This window comes from Acidobacteriota bacterium, from assembly GCA_028875725.1.
GTDB lineage: Bacteria > Acidobacteriota > Thermoanaerobaculia > Multivoradales > Multivoraceae > Multivorans.
Window position 1 is genome coordinate 87,875 of sequence record JAPPCR010000023.1, and the last position, 24,004, is coordinate 111,878.

Consider the following 24,004-nt stretch of genomic DNA (forward strand, 5'->3'; position numbering starts at 1 on the left):
GAACAGGACGGAAACGGACGCGTCGTCTTACAGCAGGGACGTGTAGGCGGCGATCAACCGCGCGCCGAAGAACAGTGACACGACGGCGCCCATCGCGAGAAAGACGCCGAAGGGGAGCCTGGAACTCCAGCCCAGCCGGCCGCGGACCATGAACAGGAGGCCCGCGAGCGCGCCGATCAGGGACGCGAGGAACAACGTCAGCAGCGTTCCGCCGACGCCCAGAAACGCGCCGACCGCGGCGAGCATCTTCACGTCGCCGAGACCCATGCCCCGTACCCGGCGAAGGAGGTACCAGAGTCCGATCAGCAGCAGCAGCGCTCCGGCCCCCACCGCGGCGCCGAACACCGCGTTCCGGGGGGTCGTCCAGGACACCACGAACGAGCCGGCCAGACCGAGCCCGATTCCGCCATAGGTCAGCGGGTCGGGGAGCAGGAGGTGGCTCGCATCGATGATCGCAAGCACCAGCATGAGGCTGCAGAAGACGGCGCCCAGAAGACCGTCGAACGTCGGCCCGAACACGAGCCAGGAGGCGAGCCAGAGGACACCGTTGCCCGCCTCGACCGCCGGATAGCGCCACGCGATCGACTCGCCGCAGGTCCTGCAACGGCCGCGGAGAATCACGAAACTCAGCAACGGCACGTTGTCCCGTGCGGCGATCCGGGCACTGCAATGGGGACAGCGCGAGCGCGGGCGAACGACCGACTCGCCTCGCGGCAGGCGCCATGCGACGACGTTGAGAAAACTGCCGACGCACAGCCCGAACACAGCGGCGTACACCGCTCCGAAGGCGACGGTCGCGGGCGCCGCTCCGGTCATGGCTGCCCGCCGCTGCCCCGAACGAGCGCGGTGACGACCCGTTTCATCATCTCGCAGCCGCGAAGGAAAGCGTCCACCGGTATCCGTTCGTCGAGCCCGTGGATCCCCGCCGCGTCGCCGGAGGCGACGACGAACGGCGAGAACCCGTAGGCATCCACGCCGCGCCGGCGGAAGAAACGCGAGTCCGTTGCGCCGGCGATCATCGCCGGCGCCACCGGCGCGCGCACGCCGAGGACGCGCTCCAGCGTGCGGTAGACGTCGCTTTCCGTGCTCGACGCCGGGCTGGCGCCCGAGCGCAGGAGCTCCTCGACGTGAATGCCGCTACCCAGGACGGTGTCGACTCGCCGGCGAAAGGCTTCGGCATCCGTGTCCGGCAGCAGGCGGGCGTCGATGAGCGCCACAGCCTCACCGGGCGCCACGTTGACCGGTCCGGCGCCATTGTCGATCCGGGTGATCTGCACCGTGTCGCGGAAACTCGCCGACATGCCGGGCAGCAGTACGCGGTCCAGGCCGCCGACCCGCAGCCGCCGGTCGAGCTCCGCCTGCGCGACCTCGATCGGCTGATCGAAGACCTCGGCGAACTCCGCCGAGTGGAACGTCGCGAGGCCCCGGTAGGCCTCGTGCGCCGCCGTCGTGACCCGCCACGGATGTTCCAGTTCGAGCACCCGGTTCAGCGCCCGCACGAGGCGGTGCGTGGGGCTCGCCGGGTTGAATCCCGAACCGTGCCCTCCGCGGCCGGAGGCCATGACGCGGAGCCAGAGCACCTGCTTCTGCGCCGTCTCGATGCCCCACCACAGCAGGCGGTCCCCAGCCACCCGGTTCACGCCCGCCTCGTTCAGCACGGCCTCGGCTTCGTCGAACAGCTCCCAGTGCTCCTCCAGCAACCAGCCGACACCGTCGGCGCCGCCCGCCTCCTCGTCCGCGCTGGCGACGAAGACGAGGTCGCGGCGGCGCGGCTGCCCGCTCACCAGCACGTGCAGCATCGCGCCCAGATGGGCAATGCCGAGACTCTTCGCGTCGAGGGCGCCGCGTCCCCAGATCTTCCCGTCGTGCATCGTTCCGCCGAACGGCGGCCGGCTCCAGCCCTCTCCCGCCGGGACCACGTCGACGTGATGCAGCAGCACCAGGGCACGGCCTCCGGCATCGGGCACGCTCGCCGGCAACCGCGCGTAGAGGTTGGCCCGGCCGCCGGGGCTGGTCAGCACCCGAACGTCGAGTTCGCCTTCCGGATCGTGGCGCTCGATCAGCGAAGCCAGGTACTCGACGGCGGCCCGCTCGTCGCCCGGGGGATTGCTCGTGTCGAACGACAGGTAGGTCTGGAGCCAGGCGACCGGCTCCGCGCCCGCGAAGGCCGGCCCGGCCGCCAGCAGAACCACGGTGGAGGCCAGGAGCAGGCCTGTCCCCCGCGCGCCGGGCACCCTCACCGGGCCGCCTCCGCCACTCCGCCTGAGGAGCCCGTGGTCAGTCCTCTCCCGGCAGTCGGCGGCAGGTCGAGAAGGTCCAGTACGACCTGGCGGTAGAGCTCGACGCCGTCCACGAAGGCGGGCAGGGCGATCTTCTCGTTCGGACCCGCGACGGTCATCGAATCGACCGCCAGGAACCGGAAGGGCGTGAATCCGTAGGCGGCAATGTCGTGGAGCCGGAAGAAGCGGGCGTCGTTGGCGTAGCGCGCCAGCAGGTAGGGACCGATCCGGTCCGGCTCGACGCCGGTGCGCCGGCGCAGCGACTCGGTCAAATGCAGGTAGGCCGGATGATCGAGGGGGCTGCCGTGCGCCGCTCCCCGCCGCTCGTGGATGCGAATCTCCACGCCGTCCAGTAGCCGGGCGGGCAGCAGTTCGGCCGCGGCCGCATCGGCGTCCAGCCCGGGCAGCACGTGGAGGACGATTCGCAGCCGGTAGCCGCCAGAGGAAGCGGCTTCGACGAAGAACGGGTGCGCCTCGTTGCGGAACAACGCCTTGAGCAGGTTCGGCAGACCGTCGAAGAGCTCCGGCTCCTTGAGCACGCGCTCGGGCTCGGCCAGCGCCGCTCGATAGTCCGGGTGCTGGCGCGACGGCCCGTAGGCCGCCGCGAACGCAGCCACCTCGGGAACCACGGCCACCGGCTTCGCGGTGCCGAGGGCCGCAAGCAGATCGGCGCGCAGCCGCTCCAGGCGCTCCGCCGCCGGCGCCGTGGCCATCGCCTCCAGGAACTGCTTCTGGGCGAAGGAGGTGCCCCAGTACTTCACGTCGTCTGTCCAGGTCGCCTCCAGCACGCCGCCCTCGGTCAGCACGGCCCAGACCCGGTCCCTGAGTTCCGGGCGGTTGTTCAGAATGTGGCGCGTCCCCAGGTCGCTGCCGGTCTCCTCGCTGCTCGTCGCGAGGAAGATCAGCGACCGGCTCGGCCGCAGGCCGGTCGCCGCCGTCCGCTTCGCGGCCGCCAGCATCGCGGCGAGCTGGGCCACCGTCACGCTCTTCATGTCGAACACACCGCGGCCGATGATCCATGGCGGCTCGATCCGCCCTTCGAAGGGCGGCACACCCCACTCCTCCGGGCGCCGCACCGGCTCGACGTCGAGGTGGTTGTGAAGCACCAGCGCCTCCCGGCTCTCGCCTTCGAGGATCGCCCAGAGGTTTGCCCGGGCGCCCTCGTGCGGCTCGATCTCCACGGCAAGGCCCGCATCCTCGAGAATGCCGGCGAGGTAGCGCGCGGCGTCGATCTCGCGGCCCGTGTCCGGCGTCGTGTCGATCCGCACCAGGTCCTGAAGGCGCCGGACGTTCTCGTCCGCCTCGTAGTCCACCTCCCGCCAGCTCGTGTCGAAGATCGGCGCCGGCGCCGTCCGCCGGGAGAACACCACGGCCAACGCGAGGGCCGCGAGCAACGCTCCATAGAGCACGATCCGGGCAGCCAGGCGGTGCCGCGCCTTCGACTTCGCGCTCGACATGTGCGGAATCAGCTTAGCGCCTCCCACCTGAGCTGTACGGTCACCAAGCTGCTACCGTCCATGCCGCCGCTCGTGCAGCTCTCCAACCACCAGCCGTTCCGCGGCATCGGAAGGGGCCTGCTGATCCTGCTCCTGCTGGGCACGGTCACCTTCGCCGCGCTCGGCTTCGTCGGCGACTTCGAGCAGATCCGCGATCTGATCCGGGACTTCAGTCCCTTGACGCTGGTCATCGTGCTGTTGCTGTCGGCGGTGAACTACTGGCTGCGCTTCGTTCGCTGGCAGATGTACCTGCGGCAACTCGACGTCCGCCTGCACTGGAGCCGCAGTCTCGCCATCTTCCTGACCGGCTTCCTGCTCGCGGTGACCCCGGGCAAGGCGGGCGAGCTCGCCAAGGCCTGGCTGGCGCGCGAGTTCGGCGGCGGACGGGCCCGTCCGGTCATCGCCGTCGTGGTCACCGAACGGCTGCTCGACGTGCTCGCCGTCCTGCTGCTGCTCCTGTCGTCGGTCTTCGTCTTCACCGGTCAGCGCTCGTTCGTCGCTCCCATCGTCCTCGTCGCGGCCGGCGCCGCGGTCGTCGTGGCCTACGGTCCCCTCACGAGACGACTCCTGCCCCTGCTGGCCAGAAGTCGCCTCGCCAGGGGCCGCGCCGCCCTGCTGATCGACATTCACCAGGCATTCACGAAGCTCGTGGAGCCCAGGATGCTGGTGCCGGGCCTCGCCATGTCCACCGCGGCGTGGGCTGCCGAGGGGATCGGCTGCGCGCTCGTCGTTCGTCACTACGCGCCCTCGGTGCCCGTGCTGGCCTCGGTGTTCGACTACGCGGCCTCAAGCGTCGCGGGCGCCGCCTCGATGATCCCCGGCGGCCTGCTCGCCGCGGAGGGGTCGCTCGTCCTGCTGCTGGAACGCCAGGGCGTCGCTCTCGACGCCGCGATGGCCTCGACCGTCATCGTCCGCGCCGCCACCCTGTGGTTCGCGGTCGCGGTCGGGGTGCTGGCCATGCCCTGGGTGCTGTCGCTACTGCGCCGGCCCCGGCAGGTAGACGATGAGGAAGACGGCCAGGGCGTAGAGCCCCACGTTCACCAGGAAGGGGACGTCGTACAGAAGTAGCTCGGTCGGGTTCCGCTGTTTCGGGTTGTCCGCCTTGTGGATCAGGTACAGGTAGCGGAAGATGCCGAACAGCACGAACGGAACGGTCCACACCAGGCCGTAGTCGCCGAAGCGCATGACGGTTTCGTCGGCGGTCGTGTAGAGGGCGTAGGACAGCAGCGTCGAAGCCGTCACGACGTTCATCATCTGGTCCAGGAACGTCGGGCTGTAGTGATCGAGAACCGCCCGCTGCTCGCCGGCGTCGTCCGGAAGCAGCACGAGTTCGTGACGGCGCTTGGAGAAGCCCAGGAACAGCGACAGGAAGACCGTGCATAGCAGCAGCCAAGCGGACACCGTGACGCCGACCGCAGCCGCTCCGACCACCACACGGATGACGTAACCGCTCGCGAGCACCATCACGTCGACGATCACGATCTCCTTCAGCCACAGGCTATAGAGCAGGTTCGCCAGCAGGTAGAGGCCGACCAGGAGCGCCGTCTCCCGGTTGAGCGTCCACGCCGCGATCAGCGCGGCGGCGGTAAGCGCCGCGCACGCCGCGGCGGCCGGCGCCGCGCCCAAAGCGCCGGACGCCACCGGCCGCAACCGCTTCCGGGGATGGCGGCGGTCCTGCTCGCGGTCGCGCAGGTCGTTGAACAGGTAGACGGCGCTGGCCGCGGCGCAGAACGCGACGAAGGCGATCGCCGAAGCCTCCATCGTGCCGCGATCCAGGAGGCTGCCGGCGAACGTCGCCGGCGCCAGGACGAACACGTTCTTGCTCCACTGCGCCGGACGCAGCGACCTGAAGAGCGGCACGGAGCGGCTTCAACCCCGGCCGGAAACGGGGATCCCGAACTCGCGGAGGGTTCCCTCGAGCGTCGGCCGTCCCAGGCGCATCCGGTCGTCGGTCAGCAGGTAGGAGAAGAGGAAGCCGCCCCCCAGCATGAGGATCCCGACCAGGAAGCAGTACATCACCGCGCGGTCGGGGTAGCCGTCCTTGAGGTAGCCCAGGTAGACGGGACCGACGATCCCGGCGGCCGCCCAGGCGGTGAGCACGGCGCCGTAGATCGAGGACATCTTCCGCGAACCGAAGACGTCCAGGACGAAGGGCGGCATCGTGGCGAACCCGCCGCCGAAGCAGAGCAGCACGTAGCAGACGAGGATCGAGAAGATCCAGGGATTCGTTTCGGTCATCAGCACCCCGAACACGACCATCTGGCTCGCGAGCAGGATCCGGAACACCTTCACCCGGCCGATGCGGTCCGACAGGAGGCCCCAGAACAGCCTGCCCACGCCGTTGCACAGGGAACTGATCGCGATCAGCGTGGCCCCGTATTCCGCCAGGGTCGCCGGCTCGAGCGAGGGGTCGGAGAGACCCCAGACCTCCTGGAGCAACTCGGACTGGAAGCTGATCACGGTGATGCCGGCCGCGATGTTGAAGAAGAAGACGATCCACATGAACACGAACTGCTGGGAACCGAGGTAACTCCTGACGGCCGTGTCGTCTTCCGCGGGCGCCGTCTCCGCGGCGGGCCCGGCGACGGACTTCACGAGATCCGAGGGGACGGGCGGGTCGCTCAGCAGCAGGCTGCAGGGGATGAGGAGGCAGGCGAAGGTGATGCCGAGCCAGAGGAACACCTCGGACAGGTCCTCGCCCGTGCGCAGCACCAGCAGGGGCGCCAGTCCCTTGCTGAGCAGGAAGGCGCCGACGCCGAAGCCCATGACGACGATCCCGGTGACCAGCCCCTTGTGGTCAGGGAACCACTTGGCCACCGTCGCGACCGGGGTCACGTAGCCGAGACCGATGCCGGCGCCGCCGATCACGCCGTAGCCGATGTAGAACAGCGGCAGTATGTCCAGGCGCAGCGCGGCTGCCGCGACCAGGTAGCCGCCCGAGAACAGGATGCTGCCGATCACGGCGAGCTTCCTGGGTCCCAGCCGCGGCAGCACCTGCCCGGCCCAGGCCGCCGACACGCCCAGTGTGAAGATCGTGATGCTGAAGGCCCAGGCCGTCTGCGAGAAGGTCCACCCCGCCTGCCGGACCAGCATCGTCTGGAAGAAGCTCCAGGCGTACACCGTGCCGAAGCACAACTGGAGCGTCGTGCAGAGCAGCGCGATGACGGTTCTGGGGACCCGCACGCCGGAGCTACTCCGTGCCGGAAGTGCTTGCCGGCAGGCCGCGGCCGGCGCCCTGGCGCGACACATGAAGGAACAGGCGCGCCAGGTGACCCACCTCGTCGTCGCGGGCCAGGAGGTCCCGCTCGCCAAGCTCGTCGTTCTCTCCGTCCCTGGCCAGTTCCACCGCGTAGGCGAGGAGCTCGCCCAGCGGCTTCGCGGCCAGGTTGACGAACCAGATCGAGGCCAGCACGGCAATGACGAGCATGACGCTGATCAGGTAGACCTGCTGGCCGATCGCCCGCTGGATCTTGAGCGCGACGACATCGAGGTCCATGCCGACGTGCACGGTGCCGGCGACTCCCGCCAGGATCGGACTGCCGACCTCGATGAAATCGCCCATCCCGGGCAGGCTCCGTTCAACCGGCGCCGTGTTGCTGTGTTCGCTCTCGAGAATCTCCTCCGGAATGCCGGGAACGAAGGTGTGCGCCAGGAACTCGCCGGTCTCGCTGGTGATGTAGATGTACCGGATGCCCTGAACCTCGAGAAACTGGTCGACCAGCGACTGCAGCGTCGCGAGATTCTGGTTGAGCAGAATGCCGGCGCTCGAGTCCGCGATCGTCTTGGCGATGTTCTGGGTGTTGACCTCGTACTCCGCCGACAGCTCGGTGTCGACGGTGTAGATGCAGAGAATGGAGGTCGACAGGACGATCAGGCCGAAGACGGCGAAGATGCCGAACCTCGTCCACTTGAACAGCCTGCGGATTCTCATCTCAGCCGAACCTGGCGCCCCAGTCGTCGAGGGGAACGAACCGGCCGTCCTCGACGACGGTGTGGTAGACGCTCTGGAGTCCCTGACGCCGGTCGGGACCGAAGGAGACGCGCTCGCTGATCCCGAGGTCGAAGTCCTCGATCGAGAAGACCGCCTCTTCAAGCCCCGCCCGGTTCGGGTCCGGCCCCAGCCGCCTCAGAATCTCCCCCATCAGCTTGGCGTTCAGGAACCCCTCGAGGCTGCCGAAGCTGTGCGGGAACGGCGCGTACTCCTCCTGCACCAGGTCGGCCGGCACCTGGGGGTCGTAGCGCGCCATCAGGTCCCGGTACTCCTGGACCGCCGGGATCGACGTGTCCTCGTAGCTGGGAACCACCTGGGAGTTGATCAACTGCCGGGTGTATCTCTCGGCGTCGTCCTGCCCCTCGGTCAGGAGCTTCAGCAGGTTCTCGCTGCCGACGAAGGACAGGTTGGCGATCGGCACGTCGAGTCCGAGGTCGACGGCGTCGCGCGCGAACGCGGCGCAGGCGGCGTAGGCGCCGATGCAGATCACCGCGTCCGGCGAGACGTCCTGAAGGATCTCGACCTGCTTCCTCATGCTGCCGGTGAACTTCTCGCCGCGGCTGTAGGTCGCCTCGCCCGCGAGCCGCTCGCCGTGCTTGTCCAGCGCCGCCCTGACACCGGCCCAGCCGCTCCGGCCGTACGCGTCGATCTGGTAGAAGACGGCGATCTTCCGCCTGCCGATCCGCACCAGGTTGTCGACCAACCCCGCCGTCTCCTGGTTGTAGGAGGCACGCAGGTTGAACGCGAACTCGCCGTAGGGCGGCTCCCGTTGCGGCTGGGCGCCGGTGAACGGGAAGAACAGGAAGATGCTCTCGTCCTGAAACTTCTTCAGGATCGGAAGGACCCGGGTCACTGTCGGCGTCCCGACGTAGCCGAAGAGGGAGAACACCTTGTCCTCCAGCATGAGCCTCATCGTGTTCTGGACGCAGGGATCGGGCTGATAGCCGTCGTCATACAACCTCAGGCTGACCCTTCGATCCTCGATGCCGCCGTTCTCGTTCACATGGTTGAAGTACGCCATGGCGCCGCGGTAGAGCTCCGTGCCGAGGCCCCGGGACGGACCCGAGAAGGCGGCGGACACTCCGAGAACGATCTCCTCGTCCGTGGCGCCCCGACCTTCGCTCCGGTCCGAGGTCTCATCCTCCGAATCCCCGGCGTCCTGACCGGCGGCGGCAGAGAGCGACGACGCCGTGAAGGGAGCGACGAGCAGCGCCGCCAGGCCGGACCGCATGACGGATTTTCTCGTGACCAGCGGACCCCAGTTACCGTTGTTCGACGCTTCGGGTCTGATACTGCAATCCATGGGGACTCCTCCTTTTCGTCGGCCTGATTCCACAATATCGCGCAACGGCGTCACCACTCACTGGGTGCGCCGGCCTACCTGCCGGCCGGAACGCCGGCGCCGCGAAACTCCTCGCAGGCTCGGCGTTTCGGCCCATCCCGTCCTCTCCCAGTAGGATGCGCCTTCCGGCATGAAGAACGGCCTGAAGAAGGTACTCGTCGCGAACCGCGGCGAGATCGCGGTGCGAGTGATCCGGGCGCTCCGGGAACGCGGCATCGTCTCCGTCGCCGTCTACTCGGAGGCGGACCGCGCCGGTCTCGCCACGCAGATGGCGGACGAGGCCCACTGCATCGGCCCCGCGCCCTCGATCGAGAGCTATCTCCAGGCCGGGAAGATCGTCAATCTCGCCGCGGCCGTCGGCGCCGACGCGATCCACCCCGGCTACGGCTTCCTGTCCGAGAACGCCGGGTTCGCGCGCCTCTGCGAGAAACGCGGCATTGCCTTCATCGGGCCGCCCTCCGCGGCGATCGCCGCGATGGGTTCGAAGATCGAGAGCCGGCGCCTGATGACCGCGGCCGGCGTACCCATCGTTCCGGGAGGCACCGATCCCCTGGCCTCCGCCGAAGCGGCGCGCAAAGCGGCAACCGAGATCGGCTATCCGGTCATGCTCAAGGCTTCCGCCGGCGGCGGCGGCAAGGGAATGCGGCTGGTGCGCGAGGAGAGCGAACTGGAAGCGGCGTTCCGGGGCGCGACCTCGGAGGCAGGCGCCAGCTTCAACGACGCCTCGGTCTACATCGAACGCTTCGTCGAGCGGCCGCGCCACGTCGAGATCCAGGTCCTCGGCGACAGCCACGGCCGGATCGTCTCCCTAGGCGAACGGGAGTGCTCCCTGCAACGAAGGCACCAGAAGGTGGTCGAAGAGGCGCCGTCGCCCGTCGTCGACGCGGATCTCCGCCGCCGCATGGGCGACGCGGCGGTCCGCGCAGCAGCGGCCGTGAACTACGTCGGCGCGGGCACGGTGGAGTTCCTGCTCGATCCCGGGGGAGAGTTCTACTTCCTGGAGATGAACACGAGGATCCAGGTCGAGCATCCGGTGACCGAGCTGATCACCGGCGTCGACATCGTGGCCGCCCAGCTCGACATCGCGGCCGGCGAACCGTTGCCGGAGGCGCTGGGAAACGGCCTGGAGCCCCGCGGTCACGCGGTCGAGGTCCGCCTGTACGCGGAGGATCCGTTCCGCAACTTCGCTCCTTCGCCCGGCCGCATCGAACTGCTCCAACTGCCGGAGGGCCCGGGCGTGCGCAACGACTGCGGCGTGTACGAGGGCGCCGAGGTCACGATCCACTACGACCCGATGCTGGCCAAGCTGATCGTCTGGGGGCGCGACCGGAGCGACGCCCTGGCTCGCCTCCGGCGGGCGCTCGCCGAAACCCGGGTGGAGGGCATCCGCACGAACCTGCCCCTCTTCGAGCAACTGCTCGAGGACGAGGACTTCACGACGGGCAACATGGACATCTCCATGCTCGATCGCAAGCTCGAGAACGGCGAGTTGCGGCCGGCCGCGCCGGACGACGACGCCCTGGAGGCCGATCTTCCCGTCCTCGCCGCCGTCCTCGCCCATCTGGAACGGGCCGGGGCGAAGGGAACCACCGCCGCGGCTAGCGGCGGCGCACCGCCGTCGAACTGGCGCCTCGCGGCGCGCCGCGACGCCCGGAGGACCACGACGTGGAACTGATCGTCGCCCGGTCGGACGACGAGGTCCGCGTCGAGGTCCGCGCCGAGGCGAACGGCCACTGGACCCTCACGGTCGACGACCGCGAGTACCGGGTGGACGCCGCGACCCTTGGACGGCCGGACGTCCTGAGCGTGATCGTCAACGGGCGCCAGGCGACGCAGAGCGTCCGCTCGCTCGGCAACGGCCTCTACGACGTCGACGGCGTCGAGCTGAAGGTGATTGACCCCCGCTCCCAGGCTCTCGGCGAGGCGACGCAGCAGGGAGCAGTGGACACCTTCGAGGCAACCGCCTACATGCCCGGCCGTGTGGTGGCCGTGCTCGCGGCCGAGGGCGACGAGGTGACCTCGGGACAGGGCGTCGTCGTGCTCGAAGCGATGAAGATGGAGAACGAGATCCAGTCGGAGATCGACGGGCAACTCGAGCAACTCCTCGTCGAGGTCGGCCAGACCGTCGACGGCGGCCAGCCGCTCTTCGTCGTCGCCGCGGGCGACGACGCCTAGTTAGTTCGCCGCCCGGACGAGCACCTTCGACGCGGCCGGGAAGCCCAGGCTGAACTCACGCGCGCCCGAGACCACCGCGACGCTGCCGGCAGTCTCGTCCCGCGCCGCCACCTCGACCTGGCTGCCCGGCGCCAGCCCTTCGCGCTCCGCGAAACGCAGGAACTCGGCGTTCTGGTCCGTCACCCGGACCACCTCGACGACCTGGTTCAGGGCGCACTTCAGGAGACTCGGATGATCCACGAGTTCGATGTGACCGTCCGCGCTCGGAATCGGATCGCCGTGGGGATCCACCGAGGGATGGCCGAGCATCTCGTCGATCCGTTCGATCATCCGCCCGGAGACGGAGTGCTCGAGCAGTTCGGCCTCCGAGTGGACCTCACTCCAGTCGAAGCCCATCACGTTGACCAGGAAGAGCTCGATCAGCCGATGCCGCCTGAGCACGTGGGTCGCCAGCTTGCGACCCGCCGGAAGGAGCCGGACGCCGCTGTACGGTTCGTAGGAGACCAGTCCGGAGTCGGCCAGGGTCTTCATCATCGCAGTGACCGAGGCGGGCGCCACCTTGAGCCGCGCCGCGATCCGGCCCATCGGCACGAGCTGCGCGCCCTCCAGCAGGGCCTCGTGCTCCGCCAGGAAGATGCACTTCAGGTAGTCCTCGACGGTGCTACTCGCGCGCATCTTCCACCCCGCTCGGTCTCACGAGTGTACCGGCGCTCTCCGCCTCGCCGCCCGGGCACCGGAGCACCGACTCGAGGAGACCGGGCCGGCGCCCGTCGATGATGAGCGATTCGACGCCGCGCTGAGCCAGCCTCCAGGCGGTCGCCAGGCGGTGCTCCATGCCGCCGGTGACATCGACCGCCGGTGAACTTCCGGCGGCCTCGGACGCTGTCCCGATGTTCTCCGCGTCGATGCGGGGAACGAGCCGCCCGGCGTCGTCCAGGACGCCGGCCGTGGCGCCGAGCCACACCGCCCGCCGCACGTCGATGCCGAGCGGAACGAGGGCGCCGGCAAGGAACTCGAACACCGTCTCCGTCGACGCGATCGAGGCCGCGCGCGCCCGGTCGACGACGACGTCGCCCATCGTGACCGGGACCAGGCCGAGTCGTAGCGCTGCAGCCAGCGGTTCGGGCGGCGGACCGTCGGGCTCTCCGTCGTCCGCCACGAGGAACGCGGACGGCAACTGCGAGTACGCCGGCACGCCAGCCGCGATCAGGTGGAAAACGACCTGGCGGTGGAGTTCCTGGGCCGCGGCCTGCGTGCGCGCGATGCCCATCCGGTCCGCCGCCGAGCCCAGCCGCCGGCCGCCGGCGCCTCCCCCCAGGCCGGCGGCGCGGGCCTCCGGGTGTCCGAAGGAACCGCTGCCGTGACCGATCACGAGGCCGCCCCCCGACCACCCGGCCGTGATCTCCGTCGCCAGCCGCCGCAGGTGTTCCTTCGCGACGGTGCGCGGTTTCGTCTTGTCCGTGATCAGGCTGCCGCCGAGCTTGACCAGGGTGACGTCCAGCCGCCCTTCCGAGGCGTTCGCGGCGGCGGCCGCACTCAAAGCTCAGCTCCGCCACGCCACACGGGCGGGCCTCCGGTCCGGTCGCGCAGCACCCGCTCGACGCTGCCGAGAGCCACGAGCCGTTCCGCCACCCGCGATTCGTCTACCGGCTGGCAGATCACGTGGACGTTCGCGCCGGCATCCATCGTGGCGTAGGCGGCGACGCCGTCCGCGCGCAGATCGCGGACCGCGGCCAGCACCTCGATCGTGCCCGGCGTCCAGTAGTACACAGGAGGTCTGGACGACATCGCGATCAGGTGGAGGTCGATCCCCTCTTCCTCGACCGCCGGTCCCAGGGACTCGAAGTCGCGCTCTCTTAGCGCGACGCGCACCTGTTCGAGGCGCTCCTCGAGCGCGTCCAGACGCGGCGCGAAGTACGGACTGCTGACCGCGAGCTGGTGCCCGTCGCGTGAAGACACCTTCTTGGCTCCGGTCTCGACGACGGCGACCACGTCGCAGAGCTGCCAGGCGTCCTCGTCCAGGACCTGAACCGCCCTGTTGTCGTCCCCGTCGGGCCACTCCACGTAGCCGCCGTAGGCCGAACGGGCGGCCGAACCCGAGCCGCTGCTCCGCGACAGGGCGGACAGGGTCCGCGGCGGCAGATCGAAGCCCATGGCGGCCGTCACGGCGAGGGTCAGGGCGGTGAAGCCCGAAGCGGAAGAGGCGATCCCGGCCGCCGCCGGGAAGGTGTTGCCCGTGGCGATCCGCAGCCCGCCCGTGTACGGCGCCGCCGTCTGCCGCGACCACTCGCGCAGCCGGTCCAGGTGCCGCCGTGTGCGCTCGACGAAGGCCGGCGGCGCTTCCCCGGCGGCTCCTGAACGGCCGGAGCCCGGTTCCTCGAGCCAGACGATCTCGTCGTCCCGTCCGTCGGCCAGGGGAGACGCCGAGCAGATCGACCGGCAGGCATCCAGGGTCATCGACAGCGAGCGGTTGAAGGGAACCGGCCCCTCGGGATCGCGGGCGCCCCAGTACTTGATGAAGGCGATGTTCGAAGGCGCCTCGGCGGTCACGGGCCCAGGCTCATGGGCCGGTTCCAACGCGGAGTTCATCTCTCCCGGAGCCTACAGTCGATCAGCGGTGGGACTCTCGAACCTCAAGCCGCCGGCGCCGATTGCCGCGTTCACAGACTCGAGGTCCGAGATGCCAACGATCGTCTCGGCCGACCGGCCGGCGAGCATGCAGATCAACGCACCGGCCGACCCGCCTTCAAGAGCCCCGGCCCCGGAGATCTTCGCCGCGCCCCCGGCAGCTTCCACCGAGGCGATCCGGCGAGCGACCGCCGGCGGCACCACGCCCAGTTCAACAAGGGCGCGATGACCGTCGGCGACGGCGGTAGCCGCATGCCGCGGCCCGCCGTCCCGGAGCGCCGCGCGAAAGGACTCCACGGCCGCCTCGATGCGGTCGAACAGGGCGGTCGTCCGCTCGGGTTCGTCCTCGTAGCGCCGTCGCACCGCAGTGACCACCGCGCCCGTGGTCTGGCTCGGAGTCCCGCTGTCGAGGATCCCGACCGCGCCGCGAAGCCACTCCGGCCGCGGCAAGTCGTCGAATCGCAACTCGCCCCCAGAACGGCGCACAAGCAGCACGCCACCGCGCAGCACCGTTCCACTGTCGATCCCCGACGGGAAACCGTGCTGCCGCCGCTCGACCTCCAACGCCGCCGCCTCGATCGCCGCGAGTTCGTCGGGTGAACGAACCCGGCTCCCTGCCAGTGCTCGCACGGCAGCAACCACTCCAACCGCGGCCGCGGCCGAGCTACCAAGGCCGGCACCAACCGGAAGCTGGGACCGCAACCGCAACTCCAACCCCCATCGTCGCAGCCGTTTCGAAACCGCCGGTGGCAGAGATGCCGCCGCTTCACCGACCGCGATCCTGACCAGGGCACTCCGGTCGTCCGCCGGTTTGAACGACACGTCGCCCGCTTCGAACCTGCCCCATCGACTGCGGGCGCGGTTCGTGAAGTCCTCAAGCGCCGGCCACGAGTGCTCTTCCTGAAGACCGAGGTCAGGCAGGTTCAGGCGAATCCGGCCGACGCCCGTCGGATCGCTACGGGCTTCAACGGTAAGGCGCAGGTCCACCGCGGCCACCACCGCCGGCCGCCCGTACACCGCCGCGTGCTCCCCCATCAGTATCACTTTGCCCGGCACGCTCAACCGCACCACCGACGCCTCCGTCTCTGCTCTGCCGCCTGGATTGAACTTCGCCATGAGGTCGGCGCCAATCCTCTTCTGTATTGAGCGCCCCGGTGTTACTTGATCGTGCGCGTCACCACCCACTTGTGCTTCCCGATCTGCCGCGATCGCTTGAAACCACGCCGTTCGAACATGGACAGCGAACCGTTGAAGAGGAATGCAGGTGACGCTTTTCTGCCTTCAGTGTTCTCCGGGTACGCCTCGACCCGCCCGCCGCCCAGCGTCCTGATCTGCCCGATGGCGCCCTTCAATGCGACTGAAGCGACGCCGTTGCCGCGATGTCCCTTGCCGGAAAAGAAGCAGGTAATCCGCCAGTCGGGCAAGACCGGATCGGTCTTCTGATAGGCGCGCTGATTGTGGATCCGCGGAAGCTCCTCCGGCGATCCAAACTGACACCAGCCCACGCAGTCCTCGCCCTCGAAGACAAGCGAGGCATGCGCCCGGCCTTCACGAACGAGGCGTTCCTTCGCCTCGCGTTTCTGAGCGAGAGTTCTGTCCTCGCTGGCTTCCTTTCCGTGATACCAAAGACACCAGCACCCGCCCCAGACACCGTTGTTCGCCTCGACGAGCTGCGCGAACTCCGGCCAGGTCGTCTCGTCGAGCGCCCTGGTTTCATACATGGTGGTTCAACCCGCGCTTGCGGCGCTGGAGCGGCCCAGCCGCTCGTGGGCCCGCGCCAGGTCGCGCGACGTGAACGCCGCGGTCAAGGAGAGCTCGCCTGCCAGGACGACGGCGCCGACGATCTCGGCCAGCCGGCGCACCGCGGCGCCCGGCCGCTTCGCGTCGGGCCGCACGCCCATCACCTCGAGCGCCTCGCGCTGGGTGTCTAGACCGGTGCCGCCGCCGATCGCGGCCAGCGGGCAATCCGGCATGTAGACGGACGCGTAGACTGAACCGTCCTCCCTGGCCTCGAACGAGGCGACACCCATCGCGCCTTCCACGACGTGGGCGAGATCCTGGCCGCAGGCGACGAAGACCGCCGCCAGCACGTTCGCGAACTGGGCGTTGAAGGCGAGCGCGCCGGCCGCGACGGAGCCCAGCAGGTTCTTGCGGTAGGCCACGTCCTGGAGCGCCTTCGCCTCCGACTTGAGGACCTTGCGCACGGTCGTCTCGTCGAGCACGACCTCGGCGTGAATCCGCTTGCCGCGACCGAGCTGGTAGTTGACCGCGGAGGGTTTCTTGTCGACGCAGTAGTTCCCCGACAGCGCCACGCACTGGGCACCGGTTTCCGGCTCGATCAACTCGGACACGACGCGGTCGCAAGCGATCGTCACCATGTTCATGCCCATCGCGTCGCCGGTGGCGAAGCGGAAGCGCAGAAACACGGTGCTTCCGACCACCGACGGTCGAATGTCCCGAAGTTCCAGGAAGCGGCTGGTCTCGTGAGCCTTGGCGCGGATCCTCTCCTCGTTGGCTTCCAGCCACCCGAGCAGTCGCCGGGTGTCCTCGATCCCCGTCGTGCGAAAGACGGGGGCCCGCGTCATGCCCACGTCCTCGACGAAGACGGTGGCGCCGCCCGCGGCCGTGATCGCGCGACACCCGCGGTTCACGCTGGCGAGCAGCGCTCCCTCGGTGGTCGCCATCGGCACGCAGACGGTGCCGTCGATCTCGCTCCCGCGGACGTGAACCGGCCCGGCGACGCCCATCGGCACCTGGGCGGCGCCGATGAAGTTCTCGCAGTTCTGGGTGGACGCCCGTTCGCCGTCCAGGGCGTAGCTGCCGATCGCCGTGAGCGGGCCGCTGCGGGTGGCCAGGTCCAGGGCCCGGCGGCGCACGGCTGCCTGTCCCGCGGCGTCGAGGCCGGGCGGCGGCCGGTGGAAGCCGCGCTCGGAGCCGGCGATCTCGGCCGCCGCGGCCTCGAGTTCGGGGGCCAGTTCGGAGCCGGAATCCAGCCGATCAGCCATCACCTGTCTCCTTCAGGAGTGGCACGCGGCGCAGCGCCGCCGGGTCGGCGGCGCCAGTGCAAAACATGCAGGTGCGCAGTTCGAAGGCGGTTCGGGCGATCCGATCGACCACGGCGGCGGTCGATCTGTTGGCCGCTTCGAGGAAGGGGAACGCCATACCGGCGATGTCGGCGCCGAGGGCCAGCGCCTTCGCCGCGTCGACGCCGGAGCGGATGCCCCCGCTGCCGATCACCTGGACGCCGGGAACCGCCGCCAACTGCCGGATCGACTCCGGCGTCGGCAGCCCCCAGTCGGCGAAACGTTCGCCGAGCGCCACCTCGTCGGCCCGAGCCGCCTCGATCCGCGCCCAGCTCGTGCCGCCGACACCGGCTGTGTCCAGGATGCGGACACCGACGTTGGCGAGCTCGCGGCCCACCGCGCCGGAGATGCCGCAGCCGATCTCCTTGACCACGACCGGCACGTCCAGCGCCTCGACGACGCGCGCGATCTTCGGCAACAGTCCCCGGAAGTTCAGTTGGCCTTCGGGTTGCAGCGCCTCCTGCAGGGCGTTGAGGTGCAGCACCAGGGCATCCGCCTCGACCATGTCGACCGCCACCCGGCACTCGTCGATACCGTAGCCGTAGTTCAGTTGCACCGCGCCCAGGTTGGCGAGGATCGGCACGTTGGGAGCGAACTCCCGCACCCGGAAGCTCGCCGCCGTCTCCGGATCGTCGATCGCCTTGCGCTGCGAACCGACTCCGAGAGCGACTCTTCCCGCCTCGGCCGCCTCGGCCAGCCGGCGGTTGATCTGCTCCGCGGCGCCGGTCCCCCCCGTCATGCAGGAGATGAGCAGCGGCGCCTCGAGCTGCCGCCCCAGGAAGCCGCCGCCGATCCGCACATCGCCGAAATCGATCTCCGGCAGTGCCCTGTGCTCGAACCGGTAGTCGTCGAAGTAGCTGCGCTCCACCTGCATGCGCCGATCCAGCGCCAGCCGGATGTGCTCCGCCTTGCGGTCCCGCTCCCCCTCGGCCGCTGCCAGCAGCGGACGAGTACTCACGCGACCGCCCCGATCTCGCGGCTACGCATGCGCAGGACTGTACCGGAATTCGCGTAAGTGAAGCGTTCACGGTCGGATGCGGCTGCGGCCGCCTGAAGCGGGTCCAGCAAACGCGCCGGCCGTCAGGCCGGCTCCACTTTGGCGGCCGGTTCCACACAAGTGGGTGGCACCTGTCGCGTGTCGAAGGCGGAAGGTACTCAGGCGAGCAGGCGATCCAGCGCGGTAACCAGGGCCGTGACTGCGCCGGCGACCAACACCATGCGCCACGTGAGACGAGCCTCCATCGCGCCCAGGTCGCCGCGTAGCTCGGCCAGATCGCCGCGCAACTCGGCGAGGTCGGATCGAGTCGCGACTCCCTCCGTGGAGGCGGACCGGATCGTCTCGGTCACTGCCGCCGCCTGCGCCGGATCCATGCCGGCACCTTCGAGCGTCCGGGCCGCCGCAAGCGTGTCGAAGGTCGTCATCCGATTGGAGCCTAACAGTCGGTTCAGCGTGAAGATCTTGGAGGCGGGACCCGCCGTCGCCACGTCCCTCTACGGATCTAGACGAGAAAGCCGCCGCTTTCTCCGTCAGCCCCCAGCGAGATCGAACCAATCTCGCGGATCTTCTCGTCGATCTGATCCGGCCAGAGCTTCGTGCGATTCAGGTGATGGTAGAAGACCAAGGTCTGCTGCTGAAGAGACTCAGCAAATCGCTCAGCCTCCTTCCACAGGACATACTGGACGGCGCTCTTGCTGTCCGCCCGCACAGAGGGCGGCTGAAACCCGATGTCGGGGTGAGCATGGTGAGGCGTCCAGCCCGCGACGGGGCCGGGGGAGGGTGCCCAGGGGGTCGGAGGCCAGCGACTTCCTCCACCGACCCAGTCACCGACGCCGCAGCGGAGCGCAGCCGACAACAGCGAGCCCACCCCTTCCCATCCTCTCCCCGAGGGCGAGCGTCCCCTGGCACCCCTCCCCCCGGCCCCGTCGCGGGCGGCTGCTACCAACGTCGCTACGCCGACGCGCGGCTCAGCCGCCGATGCGGAACATCTCGACGCGTTCCGCGATCGGCTGGAGGCCGGCGCGGAGGCGTTCGGCGCGGACTTCGGAGTAGCGGTCCTCGCGTTGACGCCAGTGCTGCGCCAGGAAGGCGAGCAGTTCCTCGTCCGTGGCGCCGGCGCGGAGGCGGTCGCGGAGCGACGGACCGGTGTCGGCGAAGAGGCAGGTATAGAGACGGCCGTCGGATGACAGGCGGGCTCTGGCGCAGTCGCCGCAGAAGGGGCGGCTGATCGAGGGGATGACGCCGAACTCGACGCCGTCGTCCAGATAGCGGAAACGCTCGGCGACGTCGCTGGGCTGGGCGCGGTCGACGGGCTCGAAGGCCCAGCGTTCGGCGATGCGGTCGGCGATGCCGGAGGCGGTCACGACCTGGTCGAGGCTCCAGTCGTTCACGGTGCCGACGTCCATGAACTCGATGAAGCGGACGATGTGGCCCCGCTCCTTGAAGTAGCTCGCGATGTCGGCGACTTCGTCCTCGTTCGTGCCCTTCATGACGACGGTGTTGATCTTGATCGGCCCAAGACCAGCGTCGGCAGCGGCGTCGATCCCTTCCAGCACCTCGCGGACGCCGTGGCCGAGGCCGGTGACCCGGCCGAAGACGTCGTCGTGCAGGGACTCGACGCTGACGGTCACCCGGTCGAGGCCGGCGTCGGCCAGCGCCTGCGCCTTGGCGCCGAGCAGGGCGCCGTTCGTCGTCAACGCCAGATCCTCGACTCCCGGCACGGCGGCCAGAATCCGGACCAGTTCCTCGATGTCCCGCCGCAGCAGGGGCTCGCCGCCGGTCAGCCGCAGTTTGCGGACGCCGAGTTGCACGAACAGCCGCACCAGGCGCTCGATCTCCTCGAAGGTCATCAGCTGCTGCCTGGGCAGGAACTTGTACTCCCGGTCCGCCGGCATGCAGAAGGTGCAGCGGAAGTTGCAGCGGTCGATGACCGAGATGCGCAGGTCGCGCACCGGCCGGCCGAGGCGGTCGATGACCGGCAGAGCCGAGGCGCCGCCGTTCGTGGAGTCGAGAGGCATGAGCGGACAATGCTACGCGAGCGCTCAGCGCTCGCTGCGCAGCCAGTTGTCGATCAGACGGCGGGCGATAGAGAACGGCGGCGGTAGCCGCACCTCGCGGGCGCGGAGCGCGTACTCCAGTTCGGCGCGGGTCGCCCACACCGCCTGCTCCAGCTCTTCCGTGTCCACCCGCACGTCGCCGCCGGGCGACGTCGCATAGAAGCCGAGCATGATCGACGTCGGGAACGGCCAGGGCTGGGAGGAGTGATAGCGGACAGCATCCACCGCGATGCCGGTTTCCTCCCGGACCTCGCGGGCAACCGCGCTCTCCAGGCTCTCGCCGGGTTCGACGAAGCCGGCGAGGGCCGAGAACATGCCCGGCGGCCAGGAGGCCTGGCGGCCGAGCAGACAGGATCCGTCTTCCGCTGCAGGGCCCGTGTGGACAAGCATGATGACGGCCGGGTCGGTCCGGGGAAAGTGCTCGATGCCGCACGCCGTGCACACCCGCAGGTGGCCGGCGTTGCGGCTCTCGGTCGCCGCGCCGCACTGGCCGCAGAAGCGGTGCCGGCGATGCCATGTAGCCATGGCGCGGGCGTAGGCAAGCAGGTTGCCGCCGCGGCCGCTCATCGCGGCGCCGACCTGGCGCAGCTCGACGAAACGGCCGGCGCCCCTGAGCGGTCCGGCGAGCGGATCCTCCCGGTCGGAGAGGTCGATCGAGAAGTAGGCGACCCCCTCCGCTTCGCCCAGGAAGACGACGTCCTCCGCCTGCTCGACCAGCCCGGCCGCCTCGACGGCTGCCACCGTGCCCGGAACCGGACCCTGGTCCCCGGCGTGCGCATCGAACACGAAGCTTCGCTCACGCCACACCGCCGTCAACTGGCTGGCGGGGTCGGCGAGGCGGCGCGCCAGCCACTCGGCGTCGGCGCGCCGCTCCGAACGCCGGTCGACCGCCGGTTCGGCCAGTGCGTTGTGGGATCTCATGAGGCCCCGGTCGAGCCCGGAGTGGGGCCGGTCCCCCCGCCGGTCAGGATCCCCCGCCGGCTTCAAGCAGTTCGAGAACAGCCTCCTCGAACTCCGCGTAGAGCATCCGTCCGAGGTGAACGTTGGTCAGTTCGCCGCCACGGTCGAAGAACATGGTCGTCGGTAGCGCACCGGGCCACTCTGGATCGAACGAGGTCACGAACTCCACCGAGTCGCTCTCCCCGGCGCTGGCCAGATAGGAAACCAGCCCCGGCGCCCGTTTGGCGAAGAACGGCCGCACCCGGTCCTCGAGCTTCTCGGGATCGTCCATCGAGACGGCGACCACGACGAGGCCGCGGTCGGCGTAGCGCTCCTGCAGAAGATCGAGCTCAGGCAGCTCCTGGAGGCAGGGGATGCACCACGTGGCCCAGTAGTTGACCACGACGACCTTGCCGAGGTGATGCTCCAGCACGGCGCGGAACTGGTCAGCGGTCGCCGGATGGACCGTGTCCGGCTCGAGCAGGTGCTCCACCGGCACCGCTTCGTCCGCGAGAGCGGGCGGCAGGACGGCGATCGCTGCCGCCATCGGAATCAGTGCCCACAGGATTGCCGGTGCGAGTCGCTTCGTGTTCAAGGGTCTTCCTCCCGTGGAGTGCGTCGAGCTGGTGCGCGACGAACCGAGTATAGGCGTCTCGGAGTGGTCGGCGCTCAGGTGAGGGCGCGGTAGGTCGGGCCTTCGCACTCGACGTGGCCGGCTCGCTGGAGACGATCCAGATGCAACTGCATGCTCCACCGTTCCGCCTTCGGAATGCCGTCCCCCTGGTCGCGCGGCCGGTACACGAAGCGGTGGGCGACGATGTCGTCCATCGTTCGCGGTTCCGCCAGGTACTCGAGCAGGCGCCGTTCGCGGTCGGCGATGCGCTCGACGTAGCGGTCCAGGCGAGCGAGGAACGCCTCCCGGTCGGCGAGCAGGCCGATGTGGTGGCCGGTGACGTAGTGCCTGGCCTCGATATCGCGCACCAGCTCGAGCGAACGTTCGAACGCTTCCAGGTCGGACCAGGCGTCGCCGTAGTACGGGCCGAATCCGGTCAGGTCGATGTCGCCCAGGAACAGGACGCCGTCTGGTTCGATCAGCAGTGCGCAGTGGCCGCGGGTATGACCGGGCGTGTGGATCACCCGCACCGACACCCCGCCGCCGAGCTCGAACAGGTCGCCGTCCCGGAAAGGCACGGCGTCGGGCCGGGGTTCATAGAAGAACGTCGTCTTCAGGAAGTGGCCGTACTCCTCATGGCGCTCTGGCTCGACGCCGAAGATGCTCAGAAAGCCGTCGAAGTCGAGCAGGCCGGGCAGATCCTCCTCGTGGACGTACACGGGCGCGTCCCGAAACAGGGGCAGCGCGGCCGTGTGGTCCTCGTGACAGTGGCTGAGCAGCACGAGGTCGACGGCGGGCAGGGCGCTCCGGCCGCGGGCCCGGACGCCGAGCGACGGGTCGACCAGCATCGTCGACCCGGCGCCCTCGATCAGCAGGGCGTTGTTGTCGGGGTACTTCCCGCCGCCGATGCCGAACAGAATGGTCGCGGCGCCGAGCCGGCGGTCTTCGAGTTGACCCACGGGAGCGCTACTTCGAGGTGTCTTCGAACGGCTTGCCCGCTCTCGGTTCCTTGGTCACCTCAGCCGGCCGACGCCTCGCCGCCCGTCACCCTGGGAAGCTGCCAGCCATTGTGGTACTCGGCCAGGAGCATCGCGTTCGCCTCGTCGTCGCCTTCGAAGCGTCCCGCCTCCTGGTCCCAGTAGACCCGCCGGCCGGTGCGGAACGCGATGTTCCCGAGGTGCGCGTTCACGGCGACGAGAGCGCCGACGTCCGCGTTGCAGCGCGGCTGCTCCCTCGTCTTCATGCACTCGATGAAGTCCTCGGTGTGCTGGGCGAGACCCCGCTGGCTCCGCGAGGCGGTCCGGTCGGGAATGGCGGGCGTCTTGTAGAACCTCCTGCCGTCCTCGCGGCCGACTTCGGGCAGCACTTCCCAGCCGCTGCGGTCGATGACGAGGGTGCCCTTGTTGCCGACGAACGACACGCCGTGCCCGCGCTGGTGCGGACCGAGCGCTATCCCCAGGGCGTGCTCCCAGATCATCGTGAAATCGTCGAACTCGTAGACCGCCTGCTGGGTGTCCGGGGTTTCGATCGGGGCGTCCGGATAGCCGAACGGACCGCCCAGCGACATGACGGACTTCGGCGCGGTCGCCTTCATGCCCATCAGCACCATGTCGATCAGGTGCACGCCCCAATCCGTCATCAGGCCGCCGGCGTAGTCCCAGTACCAGCGGAAGTTCCAGTGGAAGCGGTTCTCGTTGAAGGGCCGCTTGGGGGCCGGGCCGAGCCACATGTCGTAGTCGACGCCCTTGGGCGGCTTCGAGTCCGGCACGTGCACTGGCGCATCCCATCCCATGTAGGCCCAGGCCTTGGCGGTGCGCACCTGTCCGAGTTCGCCGGACCAGAGGTACTCCATCGCGTCCTGCCAGTGCTTGCCCGAGCGCTGCCACTGACCGACCTGGACCACCCGGCCGTAGGCCCTGGCCGCCTGCTGCATGATGCGGACCTCCTCGATCGAGTTCGCCATCGGCTTCTCGACGTAGACGTCCTTCCCCGCCTCGCAGGCGTCCACCATGATCTTGCAGTGCCAGTGGTCCGGTGTCGCGATGATCACCGCGTCGATCTCTTCGTCCTCGAGCAGCTTGCGGTAGTCGCTGTAGGCGTCCGGCTTGCTGTCGGTCAGCTCCTCGAAGGACTTGACCCGCTCCCCGAGAACGTTGCCATCCACGTCGCAGAGCGCCGCGCACTCGACCCCGTCGATGTCGAGCATCGAGCCCATGTTGCTCGAACCCATGCCCCTCACGCCGATCGCGCCGACCCGGATGCGGTCGCTCGGAGCCACCGCCTTGCCGCGCGCCGGCCGCGCGAACGCCGCGCCCGCCGCGCCGAGCCCGGTAGCGGCTGCTCCGAGACCGCCCACGCCATGAAGAAAGGAACGCCTGGTCGTCGTCATCGTCTCGCTCCCCGC

Annotated in this window: 24 protein-coding genes; 3 read left to right on the forward strand and 21 right to left on the reverse strand. The window is 69.4% G+C overall.

The window, feature by feature from the left end:
- Nucleotides 1–27: 27 nt before the first annotated feature.
- From OXI49_16015 to OXI49_16025, 3 genes are read right to left on the reverse strand one after another with little or no spacing between them, the layout of a single operon-like run.
- The gene (locus OXI49_16015) at nucleotides 28–816 is read right to left on the reverse strand and encodes a prepilin peptidase (GenBank protein MDE2692009.1); all 789 of its coding nucleotides are present in this window, start codon (nucleotides 814–816) and stop codon (nucleotides 28–30) included.
- Nucleotides 813–2,240 carry a M20/M25/M40 family metallo-hydrolase gene (locus OXI49_16020; GenBank protein ID MDE2692010.1) on the reverse strand — a complete coding sequence of 476 codons (1,428 nt, stop codon included), beginning with the start codon at nucleotides 2,238–2,240 and terminating at the stop codon, nucleotides 813–815. The genes OXI49_16015 and OXI49_16020 overlap by 4 nt, the downstream gene beginning before the upstream one ends.
- Nucleotides 2,237–3,736 carry a M20/M25/M40 family metallo-hydrolase gene (locus tag OXI49_16025; protein MDE2692011.1) on the reverse strand — a complete coding sequence of 500 codons (1,500 nt, stop codon included), beginning with the start codon at nucleotides 3,734–3,736 and terminating at the stop codon, nucleotides 2,237–2,239. Before OXI49_16025 ends, OXI49_16020 begins: the two co-directional genes overlap by 4 nt.
- A 60-nt stretch (nucleotides 3,737–3,796) precedes the next feature.
- Between OXI49_16025 and OXI49_16030 the strand changes: the two genes are divergently transcribed.
- On the forward strand, nucleotides 3,797–4,843 hold the full coding sequence (locus OXI49_16030; GenBank protein MDE2692012.1) for a lysylphosphatidylglycerol synthase transmembrane domain-containing protein: 1,047 nt from the start codon (nucleotides 3,797–3,799) through the stop codon (nucleotides 4,841–4,843).
- On the opposite strand, the gene OXI49_16035 is transcribed toward OXI49_16030, so the two are convergent.
- The 4 genes from OXI49_16035 to OXI49_16050 are packed head-to-tail and all read right to left on the reverse strand — an operon-like array spanning nucleotide 4,751 to nucleotide 9,069.
- Nucleotides 4,751–5,635 carry a decaprenyl-phosphate phosphoribosyltransferase gene (locus OXI49_16035; GenBank protein ID MDE2692013.1) on the reverse strand — a complete coding sequence of 295 codons (885 nt, stop codon included), beginning with the start codon at nucleotides 5,633–5,635 and terminating at the stop codon, nucleotides 4,751–4,753. The genes OXI49_16030 and OXI49_16035 overlap by 93 nt on opposite strands.
- A 9-nt stretch (nucleotides 5,636–5,644) precedes the next feature.
- Nucleotides 5,645–6,958 carry an OFA family MFS transporter gene (locus tag OXI49_16040; protein MDE2692014.1) on the reverse strand — a complete coding sequence of 438 codons (1,314 nt, stop codon included), beginning with the start codon at nucleotides 6,956–6,958 and terminating at the stop codon, nucleotides 5,645–5,647.
- A 7-nt stretch (nucleotides 6,959–6,965) separates the two neighbouring features.
- Nucleotides 6,966–7,706, reverse strand: a complete 741-nt coding sequence (locus OXI49_16045) for a hypothetical protein (protein ID MDE2692015.1) — start codon at nucleotides 7,704–7,706, stop codon at nucleotides 6,966–6,968.
- 1 nt (nucleotide 7,707) lies between these two features.
- Nucleotides 7,708–9,069, reverse strand: a complete 1,362-nt coding sequence (locus OXI49_16050) for an ABC transporter substrate-binding protein (protein MDE2692016.1) — start codon at nucleotides 9,067–9,069, stop codon at nucleotides 7,708–7,710.
- 169 nt (nucleotides 9,070–9,238) lie between these two features.
- Here OXI49_16050 and OXI49_16055 point away from each other — a divergent pair, with 169 nt between their 5' ends.
- Both OXI49_16055 and OXI49_16060 read left to right on the forward strand, forming a co-directional pair.
- A complete protein-coding gene (locus tag OXI49_16055; GenBank protein ID MDE2692017.1) occupies nucleotides 9,239–10,783 on the forward strand; it encodes an acetyl-CoA carboxylase biotin carboxylase subunit in 1,545 nt (514 codons plus the stop codon).
- Nucleotides 10,774–11,283, forward strand: coding sequence for a hypothetical protein (locus OXI49_16060; GenBank protein ID MDE2692018.1), 510 nt, complete (start codon nucleotides 10,774–10,776; stop codon nucleotides 11,281–11,283). Before OXI49_16055 ends, OXI49_16060 begins: the two co-directional genes overlap by 10 nt.
- Here the strand turns inward: OXI49_16060 and OXI49_16065 are convergent, their stop codons facing one another.
- The 14 genes from OXI49_16065 to OXI49_16130 all read right to left on the reverse strand — a co-directional run bounded on the left by OXI49_16065 (nucleotide 11,284) and on the right by OXI49_16130 (nucleotide 23,989).
- Nucleotides 11,284–11,958 (reverse strand): metal-dependent transcriptional regulator, encoded by a 675-nt coding sequence (locus tag OXI49_16065; protein ID MDE2692019.1) that lies wholly within the window; start codon nucleotides 11,956–11,958, stop codon nucleotides 11,284–11,286. It lies immediately after the preceding gene.
- The gene (locus OXI49_16070) at nucleotides 11,945–12,823 is read right to left on the reverse strand and encodes an isopentenyl phosphate kinase (protein ID MDE2692020.1); all 879 of its coding nucleotides are present in this window, start codon (nucleotides 12,821–12,823) and stop codon (nucleotides 11,945–11,947) included. Before OXI49_16070 ends, OXI49_16065 begins: the two co-directional genes overlap by 14 nt.
- Complete coding sequence (gene mvaD / locus OXI49_16075; protein MDE2692021.1) at nucleotides 12,820–13,872, reverse strand: diphosphomevalonate decarboxylase; 1,053 nt, start codon at nucleotides 13,870–13,872, stop codon at nucleotides 12,820–12,822. Before mvaD ends, OXI49_16070 begins: the two co-directional genes overlap by 4 nt.
- A 12-nt stretch (nucleotides 13,873–13,884) precedes the next feature.
- Nucleotides 13,885–15,027, reverse strand: coding sequence for a hypothetical protein (locus OXI49_16080; GenBank protein ID MDE2692022.1), 1,143 nt, complete (start codon nucleotides 15,025–15,027; stop codon nucleotides 13,885–13,887).
- A 41-nt stretch (nucleotides 15,028–15,068) separates the two neighbouring features.
- Nucleotides 15,069–15,632 (reverse strand): GNAT family N-acetyltransferase, encoded by a 564-nt coding sequence (locus tag OXI49_16085; protein ID MDE2692023.1) that lies wholly within the window; start codon nucleotides 15,630–15,632, stop codon nucleotides 15,069–15,071.
- A gap of 6 nt (nucleotides 15,633–15,638) precedes the next feature.
- Nucleotides 15,639–16,916, reverse strand: coding sequence for a hydroxymethylglutaryl-CoA reductase (locus tag OXI49_16090; protein MDE2692024.1), 1,278 nt, complete (start codon nucleotides 16,914–16,916; stop codon nucleotides 15,639–15,641).
- Entirely contained in the window at nucleotides 16,909–17,952 is a 1,044-nt protein-coding gene (fni, locus tag OXI49_16095; GenBank protein ID MDE2692025.1) for a type 2 isopentenyl-diphosphate Delta-isomerase, read from the reverse strand. Before fni ends, OXI49_16090 begins: the two co-directional genes overlap by 8 nt.
- A gap of 197 nt (nucleotides 17,953–18,149) precedes the next feature.
- Nucleotides 18,150–18,416 carry a hypothetical protein gene (locus OXI49_16100; protein MDE2692026.1) on the reverse strand — a complete coding sequence of 89 codons (267 nt, stop codon included), beginning with the start codon at nucleotides 18,414–18,416 and terminating at the stop codon, nucleotides 18,150–18,152.
- Nucleotides 18,417–18,493: 77 nt separating this feature from the next.
- Entirely contained in the window at nucleotides 18,494–18,859 is a 366-nt protein-coding gene (locus OXI49_16105; GenBank protein MDE2692027.1) for a hypothetical protein, read from the reverse strand.
- A 100-nt stretch (nucleotides 18,860–18,959) separates the two neighbouring features.
- Nucleotides 18,960–20,009 carry a GTP 3',8-cyclase MoaA gene (gene moaA / locus OXI49_16110; GenBank protein MDE2692028.1) on the reverse strand — a complete coding sequence of 350 codons (1,050 nt, stop codon included), beginning with the start codon at nucleotides 20,007–20,009 and terminating at the stop codon, nucleotides 18,960–18,962.
- 24 nt (nucleotides 20,010–20,033) lie between these two features.
- Entirely contained in the window at nucleotides 20,034–20,969 is a 936-nt protein-coding gene (gene nudC / locus OXI49_16115; protein ID MDE2692029.1) for an NAD(+) diphosphatase, read from the reverse strand.
- A 43-nt stretch (nucleotides 20,970–21,012) separates the two neighbouring features.
- Nucleotides 21,013–21,582, reverse strand: coding sequence for a TlpA disulfide reductase family protein (locus tag OXI49_16120; protein MDE2692030.1), 570 nt, complete (start codon nucleotides 21,580–21,582; stop codon nucleotides 21,013–21,015).
- Nucleotides 21,583–21,656: 74 nt separating this feature from the next.
- The gene (locus OXI49_16125) at nucleotides 21,657–22,559 is read right to left on the reverse strand and encodes an MBL fold metallo-hydrolase (GenBank protein MDE2692031.1); all 903 of its coding nucleotides are present in this window, start codon (nucleotides 22,557–22,559) and stop codon (nucleotides 21,657–21,659) included.
- 59 nt (nucleotides 22,560–22,618) lie between these two features.
- Entirely contained in the window at nucleotides 22,619–23,989 is a 1,371-nt protein-coding gene (locus OXI49_16130; GenBank protein MDE2692032.1) for a Gfo/Idh/MocA family oxidoreductase, read from the reverse strand.
- Between the last annotated feature and the right edge of the window lie 15 nt (nucleotides 23,990–24,004).

What these genes read in the sequence shown, in the direction of transcription:
- OXI49_16065 (MDE2692019.1), bottom strand. Translation starts at nt 11,958, where the DNA reads ATGCGCGCGAGTAGCACCGTCGAGGACTACCTGAAGTGCATCTTCCTG.
- OXI49_16045 (MDE2692015.1), bottom strand. Translation starts at nt 7,706, where the DNA reads ATGAGAATCCGCAGGCTGTTCAAGTGGACGAGGTTCGGCATCTTCGCC.
- OXI49_16050 (MDE2692016.1), bottom strand. Translation starts at nt 9,069, where the DNA reads ATGGATTGCAGTATCAGACCCGAAGCGTCGAACAACGGTAACTGGGGT.
- OXI49_16085 (MDE2692023.1), bottom strand. Translation starts at nt 15,632, where the DNA reads ATGTATGAAACCAGGGCGCTCGACGAGACGACCTGGCCGGAGTTCGCG.
- nudC (MDE2692029.1), bottom strand. Translation starts at nt 20,969, where the DNA reads ATGAGATCCCACAACGCACTGGCCGAACCGGCGGTCGACCGGCGTTCG.
- OXI49_16030 (MDE2692012.1), top strand. Translation starts at nt 3,797, where the DNA reads ATGCCGCCGCTCGTGCAGCTCTCCAACCACCAGCCGTTCCGCGGCATC.
- OXI49_16015 (MDE2692009.1), bottom strand. Translation starts at nt 816, where the DNA reads ATGACCGGAGCGGCGCCCGCGACCGTCGCCTTCGGAGCGGTGTACGCC.
- OXI49_16025 (MDE2692011.1), bottom strand. Translation starts at nt 3,736, where the DNA reads ATGTCGAGCGCGAAGTCGAAGGCGCGGCACCGCCTGGCTGCCCGGATC.
- OXI49_16055 (MDE2692017.1), top strand. Translation starts at nt 9,239, where the DNA reads ATGAAGAACGGCCTGAAGAAGGTACTCGTCGCGAACCGCGGCGAGATC.
- OXI49_16130 (MDE2692032.1), bottom strand. Translation starts at nt 23,989, where the DNA reads ATGACGACGACCAGGCGTTCCTTTCTTCATGGCGTGGGCGGTCTCGGA.
- OXI49_16100 (MDE2692026.1), bottom strand. Translation starts at nt 18,416, where the DNA reads ATGACGACCTTCGACACGCTTGCGGCGGCCCGGACGCTCGAAGGTGCC.
- OXI49_16080 (MDE2692022.1), bottom strand. Translation starts at nt 15,027, where the DNA reads ATGGCGAAGTTCAATCCAGGCGGCAGAGCAGAGACGGAGGCGTCGGTG.
- mvaD (MDE2692021.1), bottom strand. Translation starts at nt 13,872, where the DNA reads ATGAACTCCGCGTTGGAACCGGCCCATGAGCCTGGGCCCGTGACCGCC.
- moaA (MDE2692028.1), bottom strand. Translation starts at nt 20,009, where the DNA reads ATGCCTCTCGACTCCACGAACGGCGGCGCCTCGGCTCTGCCGGTCATC.
- OXI49_16090 (MDE2692024.1), bottom strand. Translation starts at nt 16,916, where the DNA reads ATGGCTGATCGGCTGGATTCCGGCTCCGAACTGGCCCCCGAACTCGAG.